The organism is Vibrio sp. 2132-1 (assembly GCF_033344315.1).
The window spans coordinates 249,045-267,240 of record NZ_JAWPON010000003.1; the positions used below are offsets into that span (position 1 = coordinate 249,045).

15 protein-coding genes are annotated in these 18,196 nt (G+C 45.0%); 7 read left to right on the top strand and 8 right to left on the bottom strand.

Annotated features, from left to right (window positions below; genetic code table 11):
• Positions 1-99 precede the first annotated feature (99 nt).
• From cmk to R8N47_RS04625, 7 genes are all read left to right on the top strand, one after another.
• The gene (gene cmk / locus R8N47_RS04595; protein WP_021033981.1) at positions 100-780 is read left to right on the top strand and encodes a (d)CMP kinase; all 681 of its coding nucleotides are present in this window, start codon (positions 100-102) and stop codon (positions 778-780) included.
• Between the two features lie 110 nt (positions 781-890).
• Positions 891-2,561: a 30S ribosomal protein S1 gene (gene rpsA / locus R8N47_RS04600; protein WP_005385817.1), complete on the top strand. Its 1,671-nt coding sequence runs from the start codon at positions 891-893 to the stop codon at positions 2,559-2,561.
• Positions 2,562-2,774: 213 nt separating this feature from the next.
• On the top strand, positions 2,775-3,056 hold the full coding sequence (ihfB, locus tag R8N47_RS04605; protein WP_005385816.1) for an integration host factor subunit beta: 282 nt from the start codon (positions 2,775-2,777) through the stop codon (positions 3,054-3,056).
• Between the two features lie 281 nt (positions 3,057-3,337).
• Positions 3,338-3,634, top strand: a complete 297-nt coding sequence (locus R8N47_RS04610) for a LapA family protein (protein ID WP_005376663.1) — start codon at positions 3,338-3,340, stop codon at positions 3,632-3,634.
• Between the two features lie 18 nt (positions 3,635-3,652).
• The gene (lapB, locus tag R8N47_RS04615; RefSeq protein ID WP_005376665.1) at positions 3,653-4,828 is read left to right on the top strand and encodes a lipopolysaccharide assembly protein LapB; all 1,176 of its coding nucleotides are present in this window, start codon (positions 3,653-3,655) and stop codon (positions 4,826-4,828) included.
• Between the two features lie 84 nt (positions 4,829-4,912).
• Complete coding sequence (pyrF, locus tag R8N47_RS04620; protein WP_017821659.1) at positions 4,913-5,614, top strand: orotidine-5'-phosphate decarboxylase; 702 nt, start codon at positions 4,913-4,915, stop codon at positions 5,612-5,614.
• A gap of 499 nt (positions 5,615-6,113) precedes the next feature.
• Positions 6,114-7,952 (top strand): extracellular solute-binding protein, encoded by a 1,839-nt coding sequence (locus R8N47_RS04625; RefSeq protein WP_005376669.1) that lies wholly within the window; start codon positions 6,114-6,116, stop codon positions 7,950-7,952.
• A 60-nt stretch (positions 7,953-8,012) separates the two neighbouring features.
• Here the strand turns inward: R8N47_RS04625 and R8N47_RS04630 are convergent, their stop codons facing one another.
• From R8N47_RS04630 to R8N47_RS04665, 8 genes are all read right to left on the bottom strand, one after another.
• Positions 8,013-8,252 carry a hypothetical protein gene (locus R8N47_RS04630; RefSeq protein ID WP_047103401.1) on the bottom strand — a complete coding sequence of 80 codons (240 nt, stop codon included), beginning with the start codon at positions 8,250-8,252 and terminating at the stop codon, positions 8,013-8,015.
• 206 nt (positions 8,253-8,458) lie between these two features.
• The gene (locus R8N47_RS04635) at positions 8,459-9,232 is read right to left on the bottom strand and encodes a hypothetical protein (RefSeq protein ID WP_005385811.1); all 774 of its coding nucleotides are present in this window, start codon (positions 9,230-9,232) and stop codon (positions 8,459-8,461) included.
• A gap of 102 nt (positions 9,233-9,334) precedes the next feature.
• Positions 9,335-9,913, bottom strand: coding sequence for a membrane integrity-associated transporter subunit PqiC (locus tag R8N47_RS04640; protein WP_054577654.1), 579 nt, complete (start codon positions 9,911-9,913; stop codon positions 9,335-9,337).
• Entirely contained in the window at positions 9,913-11,559 is a 1,647-nt protein-coding gene (gene pqiB, locus R8N47_RS04645) for an intermembrane transport protein PqiB (protein WP_064354173.1), read from the bottom strand. Before pqiB ends, R8N47_RS04640 begins: the two co-directional genes overlap by 1 nt.
• A complete protein-coding gene (locus R8N47_RS04650) occupies positions 11,552-12,883 on the bottom strand; it encodes a paraquat-inducible protein A (RefSeq protein ID WP_064354172.1) in 1,332 nt (443 codons plus the stop codon). Before R8N47_RS04650 ends, pqiB begins: the two co-directional genes overlap by 8 nt.
• 301 nt (positions 12,884-13,184) lie before the next feature.
• On the bottom strand, positions 13,185-14,237 hold the full coding sequence (locus R8N47_RS04655; RefSeq protein ID WP_064354171.1) for a c-type cytochrome: 1,053 nt from the start codon (positions 14,235-14,237) through the stop codon (positions 13,185-13,187).
• An 8-nt stretch (positions 14,238-14,245) separates the two neighbouring features.
• Entirely contained in the window at positions 14,246-14,809 is a 564-nt protein-coding gene (locus R8N47_RS04660; protein WP_370687796.1) for a c-type cytochrome, read from the bottom strand.
• Positions 14,810-15,086: 277 nt separating this feature from the next.
• The gene (locus tag R8N47_RS04665) at positions 15,087-18,179 is read right to left on the bottom strand and encodes a tetrathionate reductase subunit A (RefSeq protein ID WP_064354170.1); all 3,093 of its coding nucleotides are present in this window, start codon (positions 18,177-18,179) and stop codon (positions 15,087-15,089) included.
• Positions 18,180-18,196: the final 17 nt, after the last annotated feature.

Below are 18,196 nucleotides of genomic sequence, written 5' to 3' on the forward strand. Positions count from 1 at the left end.
ACACGACATTTTTCCTCGCTCCAAAGACTGATTACCCGTATAATGTGCGCCTCGAAAACCGAGCAAATTGCTGAAAAGAAACTATTGGTGGAGAAGAACATGTCCTCTCAAACTCCGGTTGTAACCGTAGATGGACCTAGTGGTGCAGGTAAAGGCACTTTATGTATGTTGCTGGCGAAAAAGTTGGGTTTCCAACTCTTAGATTCTGGCGCAATTTATCGTGTACTTGCACTCGCTGCGATTCACCACGGTGTCGACACCGAGTCAGAAGATGCTCTTGTCCCACTAGCAACCCACCTAGACGTTCAATTTATCGCGGAAGGTGACTTAGTTAAGGTCATTCTAGAAGGCGAAGACGTGTCAGGGGAGCTTCGTAAAGAAGAAACGGGTATGGCAGCATCTAAAGTTGCGGCTTTGCCACGTGTTCGTGAAGCATTACTACGTCGTCAGCGTGCATTTGAGACCGCTCCGGGTCTGGTTGCTGATGGTCGTGATATGGGCACAATTGTATTCCCGAGTGCGCAAGCAAAAATCTTCCTTGATGCGAGTGCTGAAGAGCGTGCAAATCGACGCCTTAAACAGTTGCAAGAGAAAGGGTTAGATGTTAGATTTGCTGACCTTTTAAGCGAGATCCAAGAGCGTGACGACCGAGATCGTAACCGCCCAGTGGCGCCATTACGCCCTGCTGAGGATGCGCTTGTGCTAGATTCTACGTCGATGACTATCGACGAAGTAGTAGAAAAGGCACTACAATATATCGAATCGAAGCTAGCTGAGTAATAATACTCGACTAGGCTAAGAGCGTTGGTCGCAAGGATGATGACTGGCGAATTTAATAACCCCATGCGGTAGGATACCCGTGGAAGTTTAATTTATTGAAGATTAATTAAATGACTGAATCTTTTGCTCAACTCTTTGAAGAGTTTCTAAACGAAACAGAATTCCAACAAGGCAGCATCGTTAAAGGTACTGTAGTAGCTATCGAGAACGGTTTCGTTCTTGTTGACGCTGGTCTTAAGTCTGAATCTGCTATCCCTGCTGAACAGTTCAAGAACGCTGCTGGCGAACTTGAAGTTGAAGTTGGCGCTGAAGTAGACGTAGCTCTAGACGCTGTTGAAGATGGTTTCGGTGAAACTCAACTTTCTCGTGAGAAAGCTAAGCGTCACGAAGCTTGGATCGTACTTGAGAAAGCTTACGAAGAAGCTGAAACTGTTGTTGGTATCATCAACGGTAAAGTTAAAGGCGGTTTCACTGTTGAACTAAACGGTATCCGTGCTTTCCTTCCTGGCTCTCTAGTAGACGTACGTCCAATCCGCGACACTGCTCACCTAGAAAACAAAGAGCTAGAGTTCAAAGTTATCAAACTTGACCAAAAACGTAACAACGTAGTTGTTTCACGTCGTGCAGTTATCGAATCAGAGAACAGCGTTGAGCGTGACGAGCTTCTAGAAACTCTACAAGAAGGTTCTGAAGTTAAAGGTATCGTTAAGAACCTTACTGACTACGGTGCGTTCGTTGACCTAGGTGGCGTTGACGGTCTTCTACATATCACTGATATGGCTTGGAAGCGCGTTAAGCACCCATCTGAAATCGTTAACGTTGGTGACGAGATCCAAGTTAAAGTTCTTAAGTTCGACCGTGAGCGTACTCGCGTATCACTAGGTCTTAAGCAACTAGGCGAAGATCCATGGGTAGCAATCGCTAAGCGTTACCCAGAAGGTCACAAACTAACTGGTCGCGTAACTAACCTAACTGACTACGGCTGCTTCGTTGAAATCGAAGAAGGCGTTGAAGGTCTAGTTCACGTTTCAGAAATGGATTGGACTAACAAGAACATCCACCCTTCTAAAGTTGTTAATGTTGGCGACGAAGTTGAGGTTATGGTTCTTGAAATCGACGAAGAACGTCGTCGTATCTCTCTAGGTCTGAAACAGTGTAAAGCTAACCCATGGCAGTCATTCGCTGAAGCACAAGCTAAAGGCGACAAAGTTACTGGTAAGATCAAGTCTATCACTGACTTCGGTATCTTCATCGGTCTAGAAGGCGGCATCGACGGTCTAGTTCACCTATCTGACATTTCTTGGAATGTTGCTGGCGAAGAAGCTGTACGTGAGTACAAGAAAGGCGACGAGATCTCTGCAGTTGTTCTAGCAGTAGACGCTGAGCGTGAGCGCATCTCTCTAGGCATCAAGCAAATGGAAAATGACCCATTCAATGCTTACGTTGCTGACAACAAGAAAGGTGTTCTAGTTAACGCTACTGTAACTGCTGTTGACGCTAAAGGCGCTACTGTTGAAATCGCAGAAGGCGTTGAAGGTTACATCCGTGCTTCTGAAGTATCACGCGATCGCGTAGAAGATGCTTCTCTAATCCTAAGCGCTGGTGATGTTGTTGAAGCGAAGTTCACAGGTGTAGACCGTAAGAACCGCGTAATCAACCTATCTATCAAAGCTAAAGACGAAGCTGACGAGCAAGAAGCAATGGCATCTATCAACAAGCAAGATGACAATGCATTCGGTAACGCAATGGCTGACGCTTTCAAAGCTGCTAAAGGCGAATAATATACTCGCTTAAGCAAAAAAGGAGCCGCAAGGCTCCTTTTTTATATTTGGTCATATTTAAGTAGTAATACTAATGACAGTAAACTATCTTAATAAAAGGCATTTCTTCATTGCGCATTTTGCATAAAATTTGTCTAGAATTGTCAGCAAGTGTTTGTTGGAATTAGTATTACTTACTATAATAAGTGATAAAGATACTCAAAGAGGGCAACTATGACTAAGTCTGAACTGATTGAAAGACTCTGCGCTGAGCAAACACACTTATCAGCGAAAGAGGTAGAGGATGCTGTAAAAGATATTTTAGAGCACATGGCCTCTACACTAGAGAGCGGTGACCGTATCGAGATCCGTGGCTTTGGTAGTTTTTCTCTTCATTACCGCGAGCCTCGCGTAGGTCGTAACCCTAAAACGGGCGATAAAGTGGAATTGGAAGGTAAATACGTTCCACATTTCAAACCTGGTAAAGAACTTCGTGAGCGTGTAAATATTGGTTAATGCACTCTTATTAGTTTGAAAAAAGCGGCATACGTTTGTGTATGCCGCTTTTTTGTAATGTATCCAAGTTAGTCATACATCCAAGATCGTTTACTAATCTAATTGTGGATTCAGCCGTTTTCCTTGCTGCTTTCTATACCCAAATAACTTTAACTTCTAAGCATGTCTACAAACTAAGCATCTTGAGGTTACTTGGGTATAGATTATTGCTAATATACGTAGTCTGAAGAAGCATTTTCCTGCATAATCTTACCGACTTACTCCTAGAAGGGTGATGTAACATGAAAATTATAAAAATCGTTGCTGTTTTAGCTCTCTTTTTAATTGCATTGGCGTTAGGTTCCCAAAACCAAGAGCTCGTGACTTTTAACTATCTTCTAGCAAAAGGAGAGTTCCACTTATCTACGCTATTAGGTGTAGTATTTGTGGTTGGCTTTGCTTTAGCGTGGGTTATCTTTGGTAGCATCCAACTGAAAACTCAGCTACAGGTCCGTCGTTTAAAGAAAAAACTGAAAAAGTACGAACCAACTGAATCAAACAACGCTGCTGATAAGCCAGCCATTGAAAAACAGGCATAAGGATAAGGCTTAACTTTAATGCTTGAACTACTCTTCTTGTTGTTGCCTATAGCTGCTGCGTATGGCTGGTATATGGGGCATCGCAGCGCTCAGCAAGACAAGCAGAAGCAATCTCATCAAATCTCTCGTCAGTATATGACGGGTCTTAATCTGCTGCTCTCTGACCAATCAGATAAGGCTGTCGATCACTTTATTGAATTGCTCCAAGTTGATAACGAGACCATCGATACTCACCTTGCGTTGGGTAACCTGTTCCGGTCTCGTGGTGAAGTCGACCGCGCAATCAGAATTCACCAAAATCTTATTTCTCGTTCAGGCTTAACACTGGACCAAAAGAACCTCGCCCTTCAACAGTTAGCGAAAGACTACATGGTCTCTGGTTTTCTTGATCGTGCAGAGAAAATCTTTGAACAGTTAGTCGAAGAGCCAGATTACAAAGAGGCGGCTCTTCAACAATTAGTGACCATTTATCAGCAAACACGAGAATGGGAAAAGGCGATTTATTACGCGAACCAATTGGCTAAGTTAGGTAATAAACGCTCAAGGATGCGTGCAAATATTGCCCATTTTTGGTGTGAAATAGCCATGCTCGACCAAGCTGATGGGAATACTAATAAGGCAATACAGCATTTTAAAAAAGCGTTAGCGGAAGACCCGAAGTGTGTTCGAGCAAGTATTGCTTTGGGACGAATTTACCTAGAGTCTGAAGACTATAAGCACACCATCAAATATCTGACGGGGGTACTTGAGCAAGATAAAGACTTTATCAGTGATGTCTTGCCAACTATTGCAGAATGCTATCATCATCTGGGTCAGGAAGATGAACTTGTCGAGTTTCTGAGAGCTTGTATTGATAAGAAAGCAGGCGTATCAGCCGAGTTGATGTTGGCTCAATTAGTTGCTCATCACGAGAACGTTGGGGCTGCTCAAGAGTTACTGACGAAACAATTGCTGAAAAACCCAACCATGAAGGGCTTCTACCGTTTAATTGACTACCACATTGCAGAAGCAGAAGATGGTCGAGCGAAAGACAGCCTATCAACACTACAAGCGATGGTGGGTGAACAGTTAAAAGTGAAACCGCATTACCGATGCCGGAAGTGTGGATTTTCTACCCATTCCCTTTATTGGCATTGTCCGTCCTGTAAAGGATGGGGGACGATCAAGCCAATCCGCGGATTGGATGGTGAATAATTCTTAATGCAGCTGGCAGAGTTTCTGTCCGCTGCATTTTTTTAACTTTTTATTTAATAAGAACCAAAACAGTTAGGAGATGAAATGATCGACCAAAAAGTTATTGTCGCACTGGATTATGATAACCAAGCAGATGCACTTGCGTTTGTAGATAGAATTGATCCTGCGTCATGCCGACTAAAAGTTGGCAAGGAGATGTTTACGCTATTTGGTCCTGATTTTGTACGTGAACTCCATAAACGTGGTTTCTCGGTATTCCTAGATTTAAAATTTCACGATATTCCAAACACCTGTTCGAAAGCAGTTCGCGCTGCGGCTGAAATGGGTGTATGGATGGTGAACGTACACGCGAGCGGTGGTGAGCGTATGATGACGGCATCACGTGAAATTCTTGAGCCATATGGTAAAGATCGTCCACTTCTTATCGGTGTAACGGTACTAACCAGTATGGAACAAAGTGATTTAGCTGGTATTGGTTTGAATGTTGCGCCTCAGGAGCAAGTGATTCGTCTAGCAACCTTGACCAAAAACGCGGGCTTAGATGGTGTCGTATGTTCAGCGCAAGAGTCCTCACTACTGAAGAGCGAACTAGGCCAAGAATTTAAATTAGTGACCCCTGGTATTCGACCTGCTGGTTCAGAACAAGGTGACCAACGCCGTATCATGACGCCAGTAGACGCTATCCAATCAGGTTCAGATTATCTTGTGATTGGTCGCCCTATCACTCAAGCGTCAAATCCTGCAGAAGTGCTGAAGTCGATCAATGAGAGCTTATCTAAAATGTAAGCACTGTCTCGATTGTATGGAGAAAAGTGAGGCTAAGATGCCTCACTTTTTATATCGAGTGAAAATACTGATCGCGGTAAACAACCATTCCTTTTAACCAGCTATGTCTGATCATTTACTCGCTGTAACTGGTATATCGGGGCCAATTGAGATAAAGGTTCTGCGGTTTATTCTGAGTAAAGTAGGGCTTGGTACTATGCTGATCACACTTTTGTAACATAACTCACTGTGATGCCTCGAAAATGCAATCATGTGTTATTGATGGCTTGCGTTACAAATATCTAAAGAATACTATGGCGAAGATGCATTCACTGCGTTGTAAGGTCTAGGATGACCTAGTGAAACTCTTTGAAATTAATATAGAAGCTGGCAGGACGTCACTTCATATTACGTTCCTATTATTTCCTATCTGCGTATTTTAAATCGCAGCTTTCTGTGAGCTTTCACACGCTGTCTTCCTTGTTACGACCTTAGTGCGCAAACACAACAAGGAAGAAACATGACTAAAAAACTGCCATTTTCAGTACTAGCAACACTGACCGCTGCCAGTTTTCAACTGAGTGCGGCAGAATTGCCAGCTGATATCGAATGGATTTCAAACAACAACGAACCTCTATTTGCCTCTGAAGAGGCGGTACGAGGTGGCACCTATCGCACTTACATTCAGAGCTTTCCGCAAACATTACGAAGTGTTGGTCCAGATGCGAACTCAGGTTTGCGCCAATACTTAATGGATGGTTCACCAAAACTGGCTCAGCGTCATCCAAATACTGGCAAATGGATCCCTCAACTTGCTAAGTCATGGGCATTTGGAGAAGACAACAAAACCGTATTCTTTAAACTCGACGAAACGGCCGAGTGGTCAGATGGTGAAAAAATTACAGCAGATGATTACGTCTTTATGATGAAGTACTACACGTCAAAAGACATTATCGACCCGTGGTATAACGACTTCTTCACAAACAGTATTGTGAGTGTTGAAAAAATTGATGACTACACGATCAAAGTCAATCTTGCTGTAGCTCAAAGTCATGACTCACTTATGGTTATGATTAACATGCCAAGTAATGGTTTTCAGCCTCGTCCTGAACACTTCTTTGAAGGAGAAAAGGACGCAAATAACGATGGTATGCCTGATAACTTCGTCAGAAAGTTTAACTTTAAATCTGAGCCAACCGCAGCGCCTTACTACATTGATCAAGTGAAGAAAGGTAAGAGCGTGACATTCAAACATGTCGGTGAAGATTGGTGGGGATACAACAACCGCTACTATAAAAACCGTTATAACGTTGAAAAGGTTCGCATTAAGGTGATTCGCGATCCTGATATTGCCATGAAGCACTTTGAGAAAGGCAACTTAGACTACTTTGAGATGGTGCTACCAAGCTTTTGGCATGACAAAACCAATAGTGATGTGTACAAAAAAGGCTATATCCAAAAGTACTGGGGCTTTAACGAAGCACCGCAAGGAGCTGGTGGTCTTTGGATGAACACAGCGATGCCTATGTTGGATAACCTAGAAGTGCGTAAAGGTGTTATGGCAGCCACTGACTATGACGGCATGATTGAAAACATCATGCGTGGAGATTATTCACGTAAACCGCATGGACTCGGCTTTGGTCATGGCGAATACGATGATCCTAACAATACACCGCCAAAGTTTGATGCTGATGCGGCGGTTAAACACTTCGAAAAAGCGGGCTTTGACAAAGTGGGCGCAGATGGTATTCGTATTAACGACAAGGGCCAACGCTTGAGCTTTGCTATCACCTATGGATACAACTCTTGGACACCGCGTATTGCATACCTGAAAGAGCAAGCGAAACTTGCTGGTCTTGAGTTCACGTTAAACTTGGTGGATGGCTCATCTGCGTTTAAATACATTCTTGAGAAAAAGCATCAGCTAGCGTTTTTGAATATGGGCTCTGGTGAGATCCCTGCGTATTGGGAATACCTACACTCGGATAATGCAAATCGACCACAAACGAATGCTCACACCAACTACAGCAGCCCTGAGCTAGACAAGTTAATTGAAGCGTATGATTCTGAGTTTGATCAGGAGAAGCGTTACGACTTGTCGCATCAAATCCAAAACTATGTCAGCAAAGCGAACATCATCGTTCCTGGCTACATGGTGCCTTATTCTCGAGTTGCTCATTGGCGCTGGGTTAAAATTCCTAAAAACGGCATGACAAAAGCGACAGAATGGGTGCTTCATCCAATGGATATCGGTAATTTCTGGATTGATAACCAAGTAAAAGAAGAGACAGAAGAAGCGATGGACGAGGGTAAAACCTTCCCAGAATTAACGGTAATTGATGATCGTTACAAATTGTAAATCAGTAGTTTAGATAGAAAATGATAGCCCCGGTAATGAATTTTATCGGGGCTTTCTTTTTTACTTAATAAGGTAAGACGCTTCTAAAAGGTAGGTTTTTGCATCACCAAGCAAAGAGAACGCTTTATCGATGGTTTTAAATCGATCATCAAACGAGTCGCTTGATATCAGCTGGCTGAATGTTTGCAACGAGAAAGCTTCGTTTGCTTTGAAGAACTGATGTACGTTTTCAAGCTGCACTTTATGAATATGCTCCACCTTATTTAGGGCGGTGGTTAAATCGGAAATGTTAATCGACATTGCTACTCGGGAACCTTATCAACAAGACCTATATGAGGTCATAGAGTGGGGTTTTATATTTTGTGACAGAGAGTAGCACCGAAGAGCAATTTATAGTCTGATGAAGATCAATTTGCCTTATTTAAGCATCTGTAACGTGGCACTAGACGTGTACCTAGAGTTGGTACAAGTTACAACGCTTGAATATAGGCTAGGGTTTCACCTGATCAAAAGTAAAAGCCAAGTCCGACTAAAAGCCCTTGAGAAGCTGTATCATATTCAAATACTCCCTCATTTTTGTAATCAACCCAGGTCGACTTGTAAGCTAAGTTGAGATCAGACCATTCGTTAAAACGATAACGAACACCAGTTTGAATGGCATAAGTGAAGTGAGTATCGTTGCCAAGTCCGGCGTCGATGCTGGCATGAAATCGCCAGTTTTCGCTCAATTCATCAATGAGTCGCAAGCCAACTAAAAAATCGACCCAATCTTCTTGTAATGACAGTCTATCTTCTAGTACCCGGTTATCATTACGATACAGCTTGCCGGTGATGTCATTGTCCCACCAACGTAATCCAAACATATAATCCAGTTTACCAAATGAATATTGTTCGCGTTGGAATGCCTTTGCTTCTAGAACACCTTGCCGTATTTCGATGTCCGCACGATAACGAGCGTTAGGCAGAGCGCCCTTGATATTATTAACATCACCACTTAAGTTCATGAAACTATAATCTATGTAGTAGCCCCACTTACTTTGGTAAATACTCTCGAATCGCAACATCGCCCCAATATCGAGGTGGTCTACGATGAACTTAGGATCGACATCCACCTCTGATGAAAAGCGACCAATACTGGTATCCCCGTGGATATTCAGTCCTAGCATGTACACTTCTATGCTATTTCGCCAACGAGATTCTTGTGTCTCGGCTGAGAGCGCTACTGATGTAGGTAATACAAGAATGAGTGAGGAGAGTGATAGCAGGTTACATGGTTTCATCCAATTTCCTTTTCGGCTTTTCGTCAGCTTTCAGCTTAGTAGAAGTCGCTACACTCTGCATAAAAAAGGGAAGCAACTTGCTTCCCTGTAATTAACATTGACTTAGAGTTGTTTGGCAATGTTTGAGGTTAGGCTTTCTAAGCCTATGGATAAAGCGTTGACGAGCGCTTCATAGCCCTCATCTTGAAGCGGCTGTGAGATTTGTATTGGCGCGCTGTTTTCTACCTTACCTTCGGCATTAATGAGTAACCATTCCCCCTCAATTTCGATATTACCTTTGTAGCTGCCATTAAATTTATTTAACGTAAGCTGGAGTTTGGCTTCACCGCTTTGATCCAACAGATTATTCATTTCAGCCGGCCAGTAATGACTTTGCTTGTGACGCAGATCCGCGACGACTCTCTGAGTGATTTGCTCAGAAATACTGTGCGCCCATTGATTGTGTTTCGCCTGAATAACTTGGGTCTCAGAGGTTCGATAAACAATGCCACTATCATTCAAATAACTCGCCAATGTCACTGGACGAACAACTAAAGTTGGGCGCTGAGCGATATCAGAAGAGCTCAGCGTCACTGGTTCCACCTTAGGTAGAAGGTACATAGCTCCTTTAGTTTGCGGAGCGCTACTGCAACCCGTTAGACCGACAAATAGCGCGATAGACAGAAAGAATACTCGTTTCATTAGTTTTGGCCTTTAACTGGTATTGGGTCACTGATTTCATCTTCTCCAAACACAAGAGAGTTTGGCTTTTCGTTTAGCTGTTTAAGTACGGGTTTAAACTCTGTCATCACGCTTTCTAATTCTTTTAGCGTGGCTTCCATTTCGCTGTACATGGTTGAGTTGGGCCCATAACCATCGAGTGTTTTTTGTAATTGCTGTAAGCTTTGGCGAATATCTGTTGGGATCTCTTGCGTCTCTTTTTGATTCAAAAGTTTATCAATACTGTCCGCCACGCGTTCTGCTGAAGCTAACGTTTTTTCGGACGTTTTTAACGTTGAATTGAGAGAGTCTAGTGTTTCTTCCATTGGTAAGTTATTAATCTTATTTAGGAAGTCGTTCACTTGGCGCTGAACCTGCGCAAAACCACCACGCATGGTTGGGAAAACATCTAAATCAGCAAACTTACTCGGTACGTAAGGCTCGTCGTTTGGATAGAAGTCGGCGTCAACATACAGTGCGCCTGTTAATAAGTTACCTGTTTTTAAAGTACCACGTAGGCCTTTAGCAAACTCACTCTTCAATTTATCTTTTAACATTGGTAAAGATTGGGATTGGAAATCGCCATAAACACGGCCGAGCTCGATACGTACCAATACAGGGATTTTTTTCGCAGAAAAGTTCTCTTCTGGGGTTGGAAGTCGCATTGGTACACGCATCACAGTACCAATTCTCAAGCCTCGATATTCGACAGGTGCCTTACGTTTAAGTCCTCGTACCGATTCATCAAAAAGCATAACGAATTCAATATAATCATCGTACATGCCTTCTCGAAGTTGTTTAATATCATCGTACAAGCGGAAGTTGACCATATTTTCAGTGAGCTGTTCACCGGATTCAAGACCTGGAACGGTATCGAAGGTAACACCACCCGTTAGCATGCTCTCTAATGAGCCAAACTTGACTTCGAACCCTTCAGCGTTGAGCTGTAAATCTACGCCAGAATTCAGCCAGAACTTGGTACGAGTGCGCACTAAGCTGTCATAAGGCTTGAAAATAAAGAGTTGGTATAACGCTTTGCGAGTGTCAACATCAAAGCTGGTTTTCTCTACACGACCAACCGTAAAGCCTTTATAAATGACGGGGTCACCAACGCCTAGCTTACCAGCCTCGCGGTGTGTTAACACAAGGCGTAACCCCTCTGCATCAGGAGAGGCCACTGGGGGAACATCTAAGACCGTAAAGCGCTCTTTCTCTATCTTAGATTTACCCGGTTGAAGTTGGATATAAGCGCCAGAGAGCAAGGTCTCTAAACCTGAAACGCCATCACGGCCAATACGAGGCTTCACCACCCAAAACATGGTGTCATCTCGCAGCATGCGTTCTGCATCCTTGTTCATTTGTGCCTTAGCGATGATGTGATCGTAATTTTCACTGAGAGTGACTTCAGTAATCAGTCCGACTTTTACATTCAATGCTCGGATTTCGGTTTTGCCAACCTCAATCCCATCTGCGGTTGGCAGTTGGAGAGTAATTTGTGGGCCTGTACTGTTGATATATTGGAACAGCATCCACGCTCCCATGGCTAGCGCAAGGACCGGGACAATCCATATCGCAGAAATCTGCTTTTGCGGTTTTATTTGAGCGGTTACGTTGTTCTCATCACTCATATTTGGCTTTCTCGTTTAAGTTGTCAGAAATCGGCTCCTGCACTTCGTTTTGTGGCAATTGCCACAACAAACGTGAGTCAAATATCATTGCAGAAAGCATAGTAAAAATGACCACTGCCGCGAAAGAGAGCGCAGCAGGACCTGGATAAATCGCCATTAAGTTTTGCAGTTGAACCAGTGCAACTAAGATCGCGACGACGAAGATATCGATCATGGACCAACGGCCAATAAACTCAGTTATACGGTAGATCTTTAAGCGTGAAATACTCTCTTCGTGCGGAAGATATCGCGCTTTTTGCGCATTGTAATACAGCCACGCGAGTGCCAGCACTTTCGCCATTGGAATAAATACGCTAGCAAAGAAAATTACCATCGCAATAGGGTAAGAACCTAAATGCCAAAGCAATATTACCCCCTCCATGATAGTTGAACCTTCTGCATGTCCAAGACTTACGGTGTACATCATAGGGTAGAGGTTTGCAGGGATATAGAAAATGACTGAAGCAAACAAAAGCGCCCAAGCTTTTTGTAAGTTGTCTGCGGGGTTGTATTTGTGAATAGGGCTTTTACAACGAATGCAGTGTTGGTGTTTTTTAGCTTCAATAGGGTTGAGCTGGTGACACGTATGACAACCAATATGGTTGTGGTTATGGTGCGTATCACCCTCTTTTACATTAGATAGCTCGATAGCTGGAATAAAGTGCCCCCAGAGCCAGCTTTTGTCGACCATTGATATGCATTTGACTACCAGAACGGTATATACACAAAACGCCCAGAATGAAGTGCCCATTCCTATGTCTGCGAGGGAAGCGATTTTAATTAAGCTGACCAACACGCCAATCAAAAAGACATCCACCATTAACCAGGGTTCGACTCGAAACAGAAGACGGCATAAAACTTTTGCCATTCGTTGCTGCTTTCTAGAAGGGGTATGTTTACGTGCTTTTAATGCTTCAAGGTGAAGAAAGAGAATGAGACCAACATAGATTGCAGGCAAAACGATAACTGTTGCGAGTAGCAGCACACCCAAAAGCACATTTTGAAACTCAGCCAGCATTTTGGCAGCGTGCAACAAGGTGATCTCTTGCGACAACCCTTGCACGCTGAACGACATAAAAGGGAAAGAAATGCTTAGCACTAACATGATCAAACATGCCGATGATATGGCGATCACGCTTTGGTAAGGCTTGGCATTCACTTTAGTCAGCGAATGCGAACATCGAGGACATTGTGCTTTTTGCCCCTGTTCGATATCGGGAATGCGAACAACAAGGCCGCACTCTTCGCATGAAATTAACTGACGGGAATTAGGTTGAATACTCATCGGGTAGGTTTTAGATTCATTTGCTTTAAGAATACTCTTTTTTCACTAGGCACGCTTGTTTTGATTCAGGAGTTTACGAGTTTCTTACTTTTGGCATTAGAGGATATGGGAGATCTAAGACATAAACGAAGTCGCGTTTGGTACAAGATTTTACGGCGAAGATGAGTATGTTGGAAGCCGAAAATAATGTGATATTGCTTGTCTGTGGAGGGGTAATTACTTGTTTTTAAGGGTAAGTAACCCTGCCCAGATAATCTGAGCAGGGAAAAAGAGCATTTTATTTAAGGTGCTTAGTTGTACTTTACTTGACCGTTCCGCTCTTAAAGGCATTGGAGCCGACTTGCGTACCGTTGAGCGTTTTGCCGTAATAGCCTTGGTGCTGGTGATATTTCTCCGCGTTTGCGGTGACATTGCCTTTGAATCGAGGATCTTGTGGACGCTCATGGCTGTTGACGTATGCTGCGACATCCCATGCTTCTTGCTCTGTCAGCTGCACACTTTTCCCAAGCGGCATGTTTTCGTAAATAAAATAGGCTGCAGTGTTAATCCGGTGCATACCTGCGCCCCAGTTATACGCATATTCGCCCCAAAGTGGTGGAATGTATGAATGGTCGTTGGTGTCTTTGATGCCTGAACCGTCGGCGCGATGGCAAGTTTCACAGTTCTTTTCGTAGACCAATGCGCCTCGCTCTATTGATGGTTCTTGCTCAGGGGCGGCGATTTTTGGGTAGCCACGCCCAGAGAGATTACCCCGCTTTTCAATTAGTAATGCTTGTGCGATGGCTTCGGGCAACGGGAAGTCTTTTGCTTTTCCACCAATTTGCAACGTTTTTGCGTCTAGTTCTGGAATGGGTTCATCCGCCATACCATGTTTGTCAAGCAAGCCGCCCATCGCTAACCAGTAGGCGTAAGCACTAAGGGCAACAATTTCTGGCGAATCGTAAGCGGGCGCTTTACCGTTCATGGAATACTCGAAACAACCTTGGATACGGTCAGCATAGCTGTTTACGCGATCGTTTTTCTTACGATATGCCGGGTATGCCATGTAAGCTGCCCACAGTGGCGCAGCGTTTGCTTTTCGTCCTGCCTCCATATGGCAGTTCACACAGTTTTGTTCGTTGCCAACGTATTTTCCGCGCATTTGTTGTGAGTTAACAAAGAGCGAGTAACCGCGTTTTACTTGCTCACCAAATGCGGTGTTTGGGATTGTGCTGAGATCACGCGGTTTTAAGTATTCACCGTGCTTTTCTTTTTCTATCGCAGGTAGCTCTTTCTGGCGGTCCGGTAATGGAGCGTTAGCTAGTACGAGCGTAGAAATGAAAGGCAGTGCGAACAAAGAATAGAAACGTTTCATGACTGCTCCTAGTAACGTAATGAGGCAAAGTAGTAAGCAAGATTTTCGATCTCTTTGTCAGTGAGATTTTTTGCGATAGTACCCATCATATTGAGCGGGTCACCACTGCGAGTGCCGTTTTTCCATGCCATCAATTGCGTTTTTAAGTAATCAGCATGTTGGCTTGCGAGGCGAGGGAACTTGTCGACGCCCATACCGCTGGCTCCATGACAAGTCGCGCAAGCTGGAATATTTCGATCCCAATCGCCTTGGAAAATTAACTTACGATACGGGTTACGAATATCAGCTTGGTCGCCGCGTTGTTCTGGATTCGTGAACTCATAGCTCGGGAGGTTAGCAAAGTACTCCATCACTTCCTTACGGTCTGCGGGATCGCTGAGTTCCTTCGCCATGCCTTGCATGACCACATTTTGGCGTTCGCCACTAAGGAATAGTTCGATTTGAGTGTTGAGATAATTCGCGTTTAAACCAGCGATCATAGGCGCGATATTTGGCTGTCCCATGCCATCTTGGCCGTGACAACCGCTACATACGCTGGCTTTTTCCGGAATAGACGAGGCGCTTGCGCCCATAGTGGTTGCTAATAAACAGGCCACCACCACTGGAAGAATTTTTGACATGCTGACTCACTTTAATTTTTATTAATATGCCTAAGTGCTACTTGGTAGTCACTTGGACGATATTGTCGGCCTTGTCAATAATGAAAGGTATTGTGGATTTCCACATATTTAATAAGTGTAAATGGCCGTATTTGTTTTTATTGGTTGTTCTATAAGCGATAAAAACAAAGTGGTGAAGAGCTGCACAAATCGGCAGCTCTAAGTGGTAGAGACGTCTTAACGTGCGGCGTTACGCTTTGCGGATTTTGGCCGGCAGGGACTGACGTGCCGCCGCGCCCACGACCCAATCCAACAACACGCCTTTGCCTTCTCGAGTAGGGTCAATTAAGCCAATGTCGTTAATATTGACGCCATCTTGGCTGCGCGTTTTTACGGGTTGTTGTTTATCGCCGATCCAGTGCGAGCGTTGTCCTAGCTCGGTATGACCAAACCCATGTTCAAATCCGAGTGTGCCAGGGCGAATCCCGTTGACTATCATCGCAAGTGCTTTGGTGCTTGCAGATGGGGTTTCGATAACAAACTCATCACCCGTTTTAATGCCTGCGCGCTCGGCATCGATTGGATGGATGTACACTGGATTTACGCCTTTAATCGAGTTCAACCTTGGCGATAGATTGGATACTGCACTGTGAATGTTGGATTTAAAGTTCGTCAGGCTGAAAGGCCATTCTGAGCTTGGGAACTGGTCTTCCATTGGTGTGCCGTCGGCCAGTTTTTGTGGATGCCATGTTGGGCAACCCGTGTAGAAATCACCGGTCATGGTGTTTCTTGCGCTGCCGACACGTTCATTCCATATCGCAACAGGTCGTGTCCATTTGTGCTTCATTTGCGCACCTTGATACGCTTCGGTTGCATTTTCAAAGCGTCCGCCGCGAGCAAAAATAAACGCCACTCGTTTCATCTCATCCGCTGTTAGCGTGCTTTGCATCGCTGGCATTAAACGCTCTAAGCCTGACCACGCAATGTCTTCTGCCGAAACTTCAGGCACGCCACCTTTCACATAAGCCAAGTTTGCCGCAGCTCGCAAATAGAAATCTTCGGCGCGATGGAGAGCGTGCCAGTTGCCTTGTGCATCTTGAATTGCATTGTCACCAAAACCGCCCAGCTGCATTTTCTTAGCAACATCAATCAGGAAGTTCTCTAAACAAATCGAGCGACCGTCGGCGGTTTTCTCTGTTCGCGCTTCCACTATCGGCCAACGAGCGGTGACGGTTTTCACCGGAACGTCGTGCCAAGGCGTTGCCATACCCCAGCTTTCGTAGGTGACCGTGTCAGGTACAATATAATCCGACAACGCGGTGGTTTCGTTAATGAACGCATCAACAGACACAATCAAACCGAGTTGTTTTGGATCTTTAAGCTTGTCTTCCAGCAGCGTTTTCAAACCGGGTACACCATACATTGGGTTCGCCATGTGGTTGATCCACGCTTTAACGCGGTATGGATACCCATCAATAGCCGCAGATAGGTGCTCTGTCAGCAGTGGCGCGGCAAACGGATACCAAGGGGCGCGAGTTGGGTAAGGTGATTCACCTGCCTTAACGCGACGTTTGTATTCGCTGGTTTTGTGGTAGGGGAATTTACTGCGCGACAAAAAGACGCCTTTCGGGCCGACTTTGCCAGCAAATTTGGTGAAGTCGTAACGAGGACCCGCAGCGGAAGTTGGGTAGCCACCCGCTTTGGCCATCGCGCCGCCTTTCATATTTATGTTACCAATCAACGCATTGAGCATCATGATGGTAAACGAGTTATAGAACCCATTGGTGTGCATGTTGCCACCGTGGGTATCGACCACCGCTTTTGTTCCGTGACTGGTAAAGCGCTTTGCTAGTTCAACAATTTGTTCGACGGGGATTTCACATTGTTGGCTGTAGAACGCAAGACTGTATTTGAACGCCTCTTCTTTGAGTCTTTGTAGAGACGATTTTACGCGCACTTCGCCCGATGCAAGCGAAACCGTTTTATCGACAAACAGTGCCGCTTCGTCAGCTTGGGTATGAACACCAAATTCGCCGCTTTGCTCATCCACGATGACGTACGGGTCAGAGTCAGACAACGCTTCGCCCTCGAATGGCAGATTCAAGTCCGACGCGCGTAAAAACGTGCCGTTTCTCGGGTGCTGATTATCGCTTATCACGAGATGCGTAGCATTACACCAGTGCGCGGTACCGGCTCGTTTCATCGCGTTTGCCCCCGGCTGCGCCAAGAAGGTTTTGTTGTAGCGTTGGTTTTCGATGATCCACTGGATCATGCCAAGCACGAGGGCAGAATCGGTGCCCGGTTTGATTGGTATCCAGCGGTTGTTGTCACCGGCGGCCAAGCTCGATGAACCCGCAGGCAAACTTGGCGTGATGATGGAGTATTCCAAGCCACCTTCTGTTCGCGCATTGGCGAGTTGGCGCGCCTGACGCTTAAAAGGGTTGCCAGCTTGCGCAGGCGACATACCGATGAAGATGATGTATTCCGCATTATCAAAGTCTGGCTTCAAATGTGCGTTCTTATCTAAGTCGTTCATGAATGCGCCGCTGCCAGCACGAAATGCGTAGCCGCAGTAAGAGCCATGATGCCCAAAGTTACGCGTACCGTAGCTATTGAAAGCAAAGCGTTTGAAGATGTCGTCTCGGCCTTCATTACCGGCGTTGGTCATTAACAATTGATTGGCCTTCGGGCCATATTCTGGGTTTTTAGGGGCAACGGGCGTTGTTAAAGCGCGAATGTCGCGTAAGCCATCAACATGGCCTTCACCAAATAAATCACCGCCCTCGACGACTTCTTCAATCAATTGCTCGTAGCTGATCGGAATCCATTTTCCTTCGCCGCGTTTGCCAACTCGTTTCAGTGGCTGAGTAATGCGGTATGGGCTGTTGCGAATTTCTAGCATCCCATTGCCACGTGCGCATGCTGTTGAACGACCGTCAAGGCCCGCTTCTCCTGTCAAACTTAAATAAGCATCTTTGACTGGCGTTTCGAACGGAATGTGTTGCTGATGAGAGAGTGGGTGATATGGGTTGCCAGTAATACGCAAAATCTCGTCGCTGCGGTTATCAATGCGTACACGCAATCCGCACAGTGACCAACAACCAAAACACATCGATGGCGCAACGCGCTGATTTGGATTAGGGATTAGGTTGCCTTTGCTGTTGACCGTGTACTCTGGTTCAAGCGAGTTACCGTGGTGAATATCACGCGTTTTTTCTCCCGCAGTGCCTTCGAGCGCACCTTCGACCATGTGTTTGGTGGTGGTGGCGTAACCCGCAGCGAATGCGCCAAGCCCACCCACTGCAATGCCTGATTTCAAAAACTGACGGCGTTTGTTATCCATGATGAAATCCCCTTTGA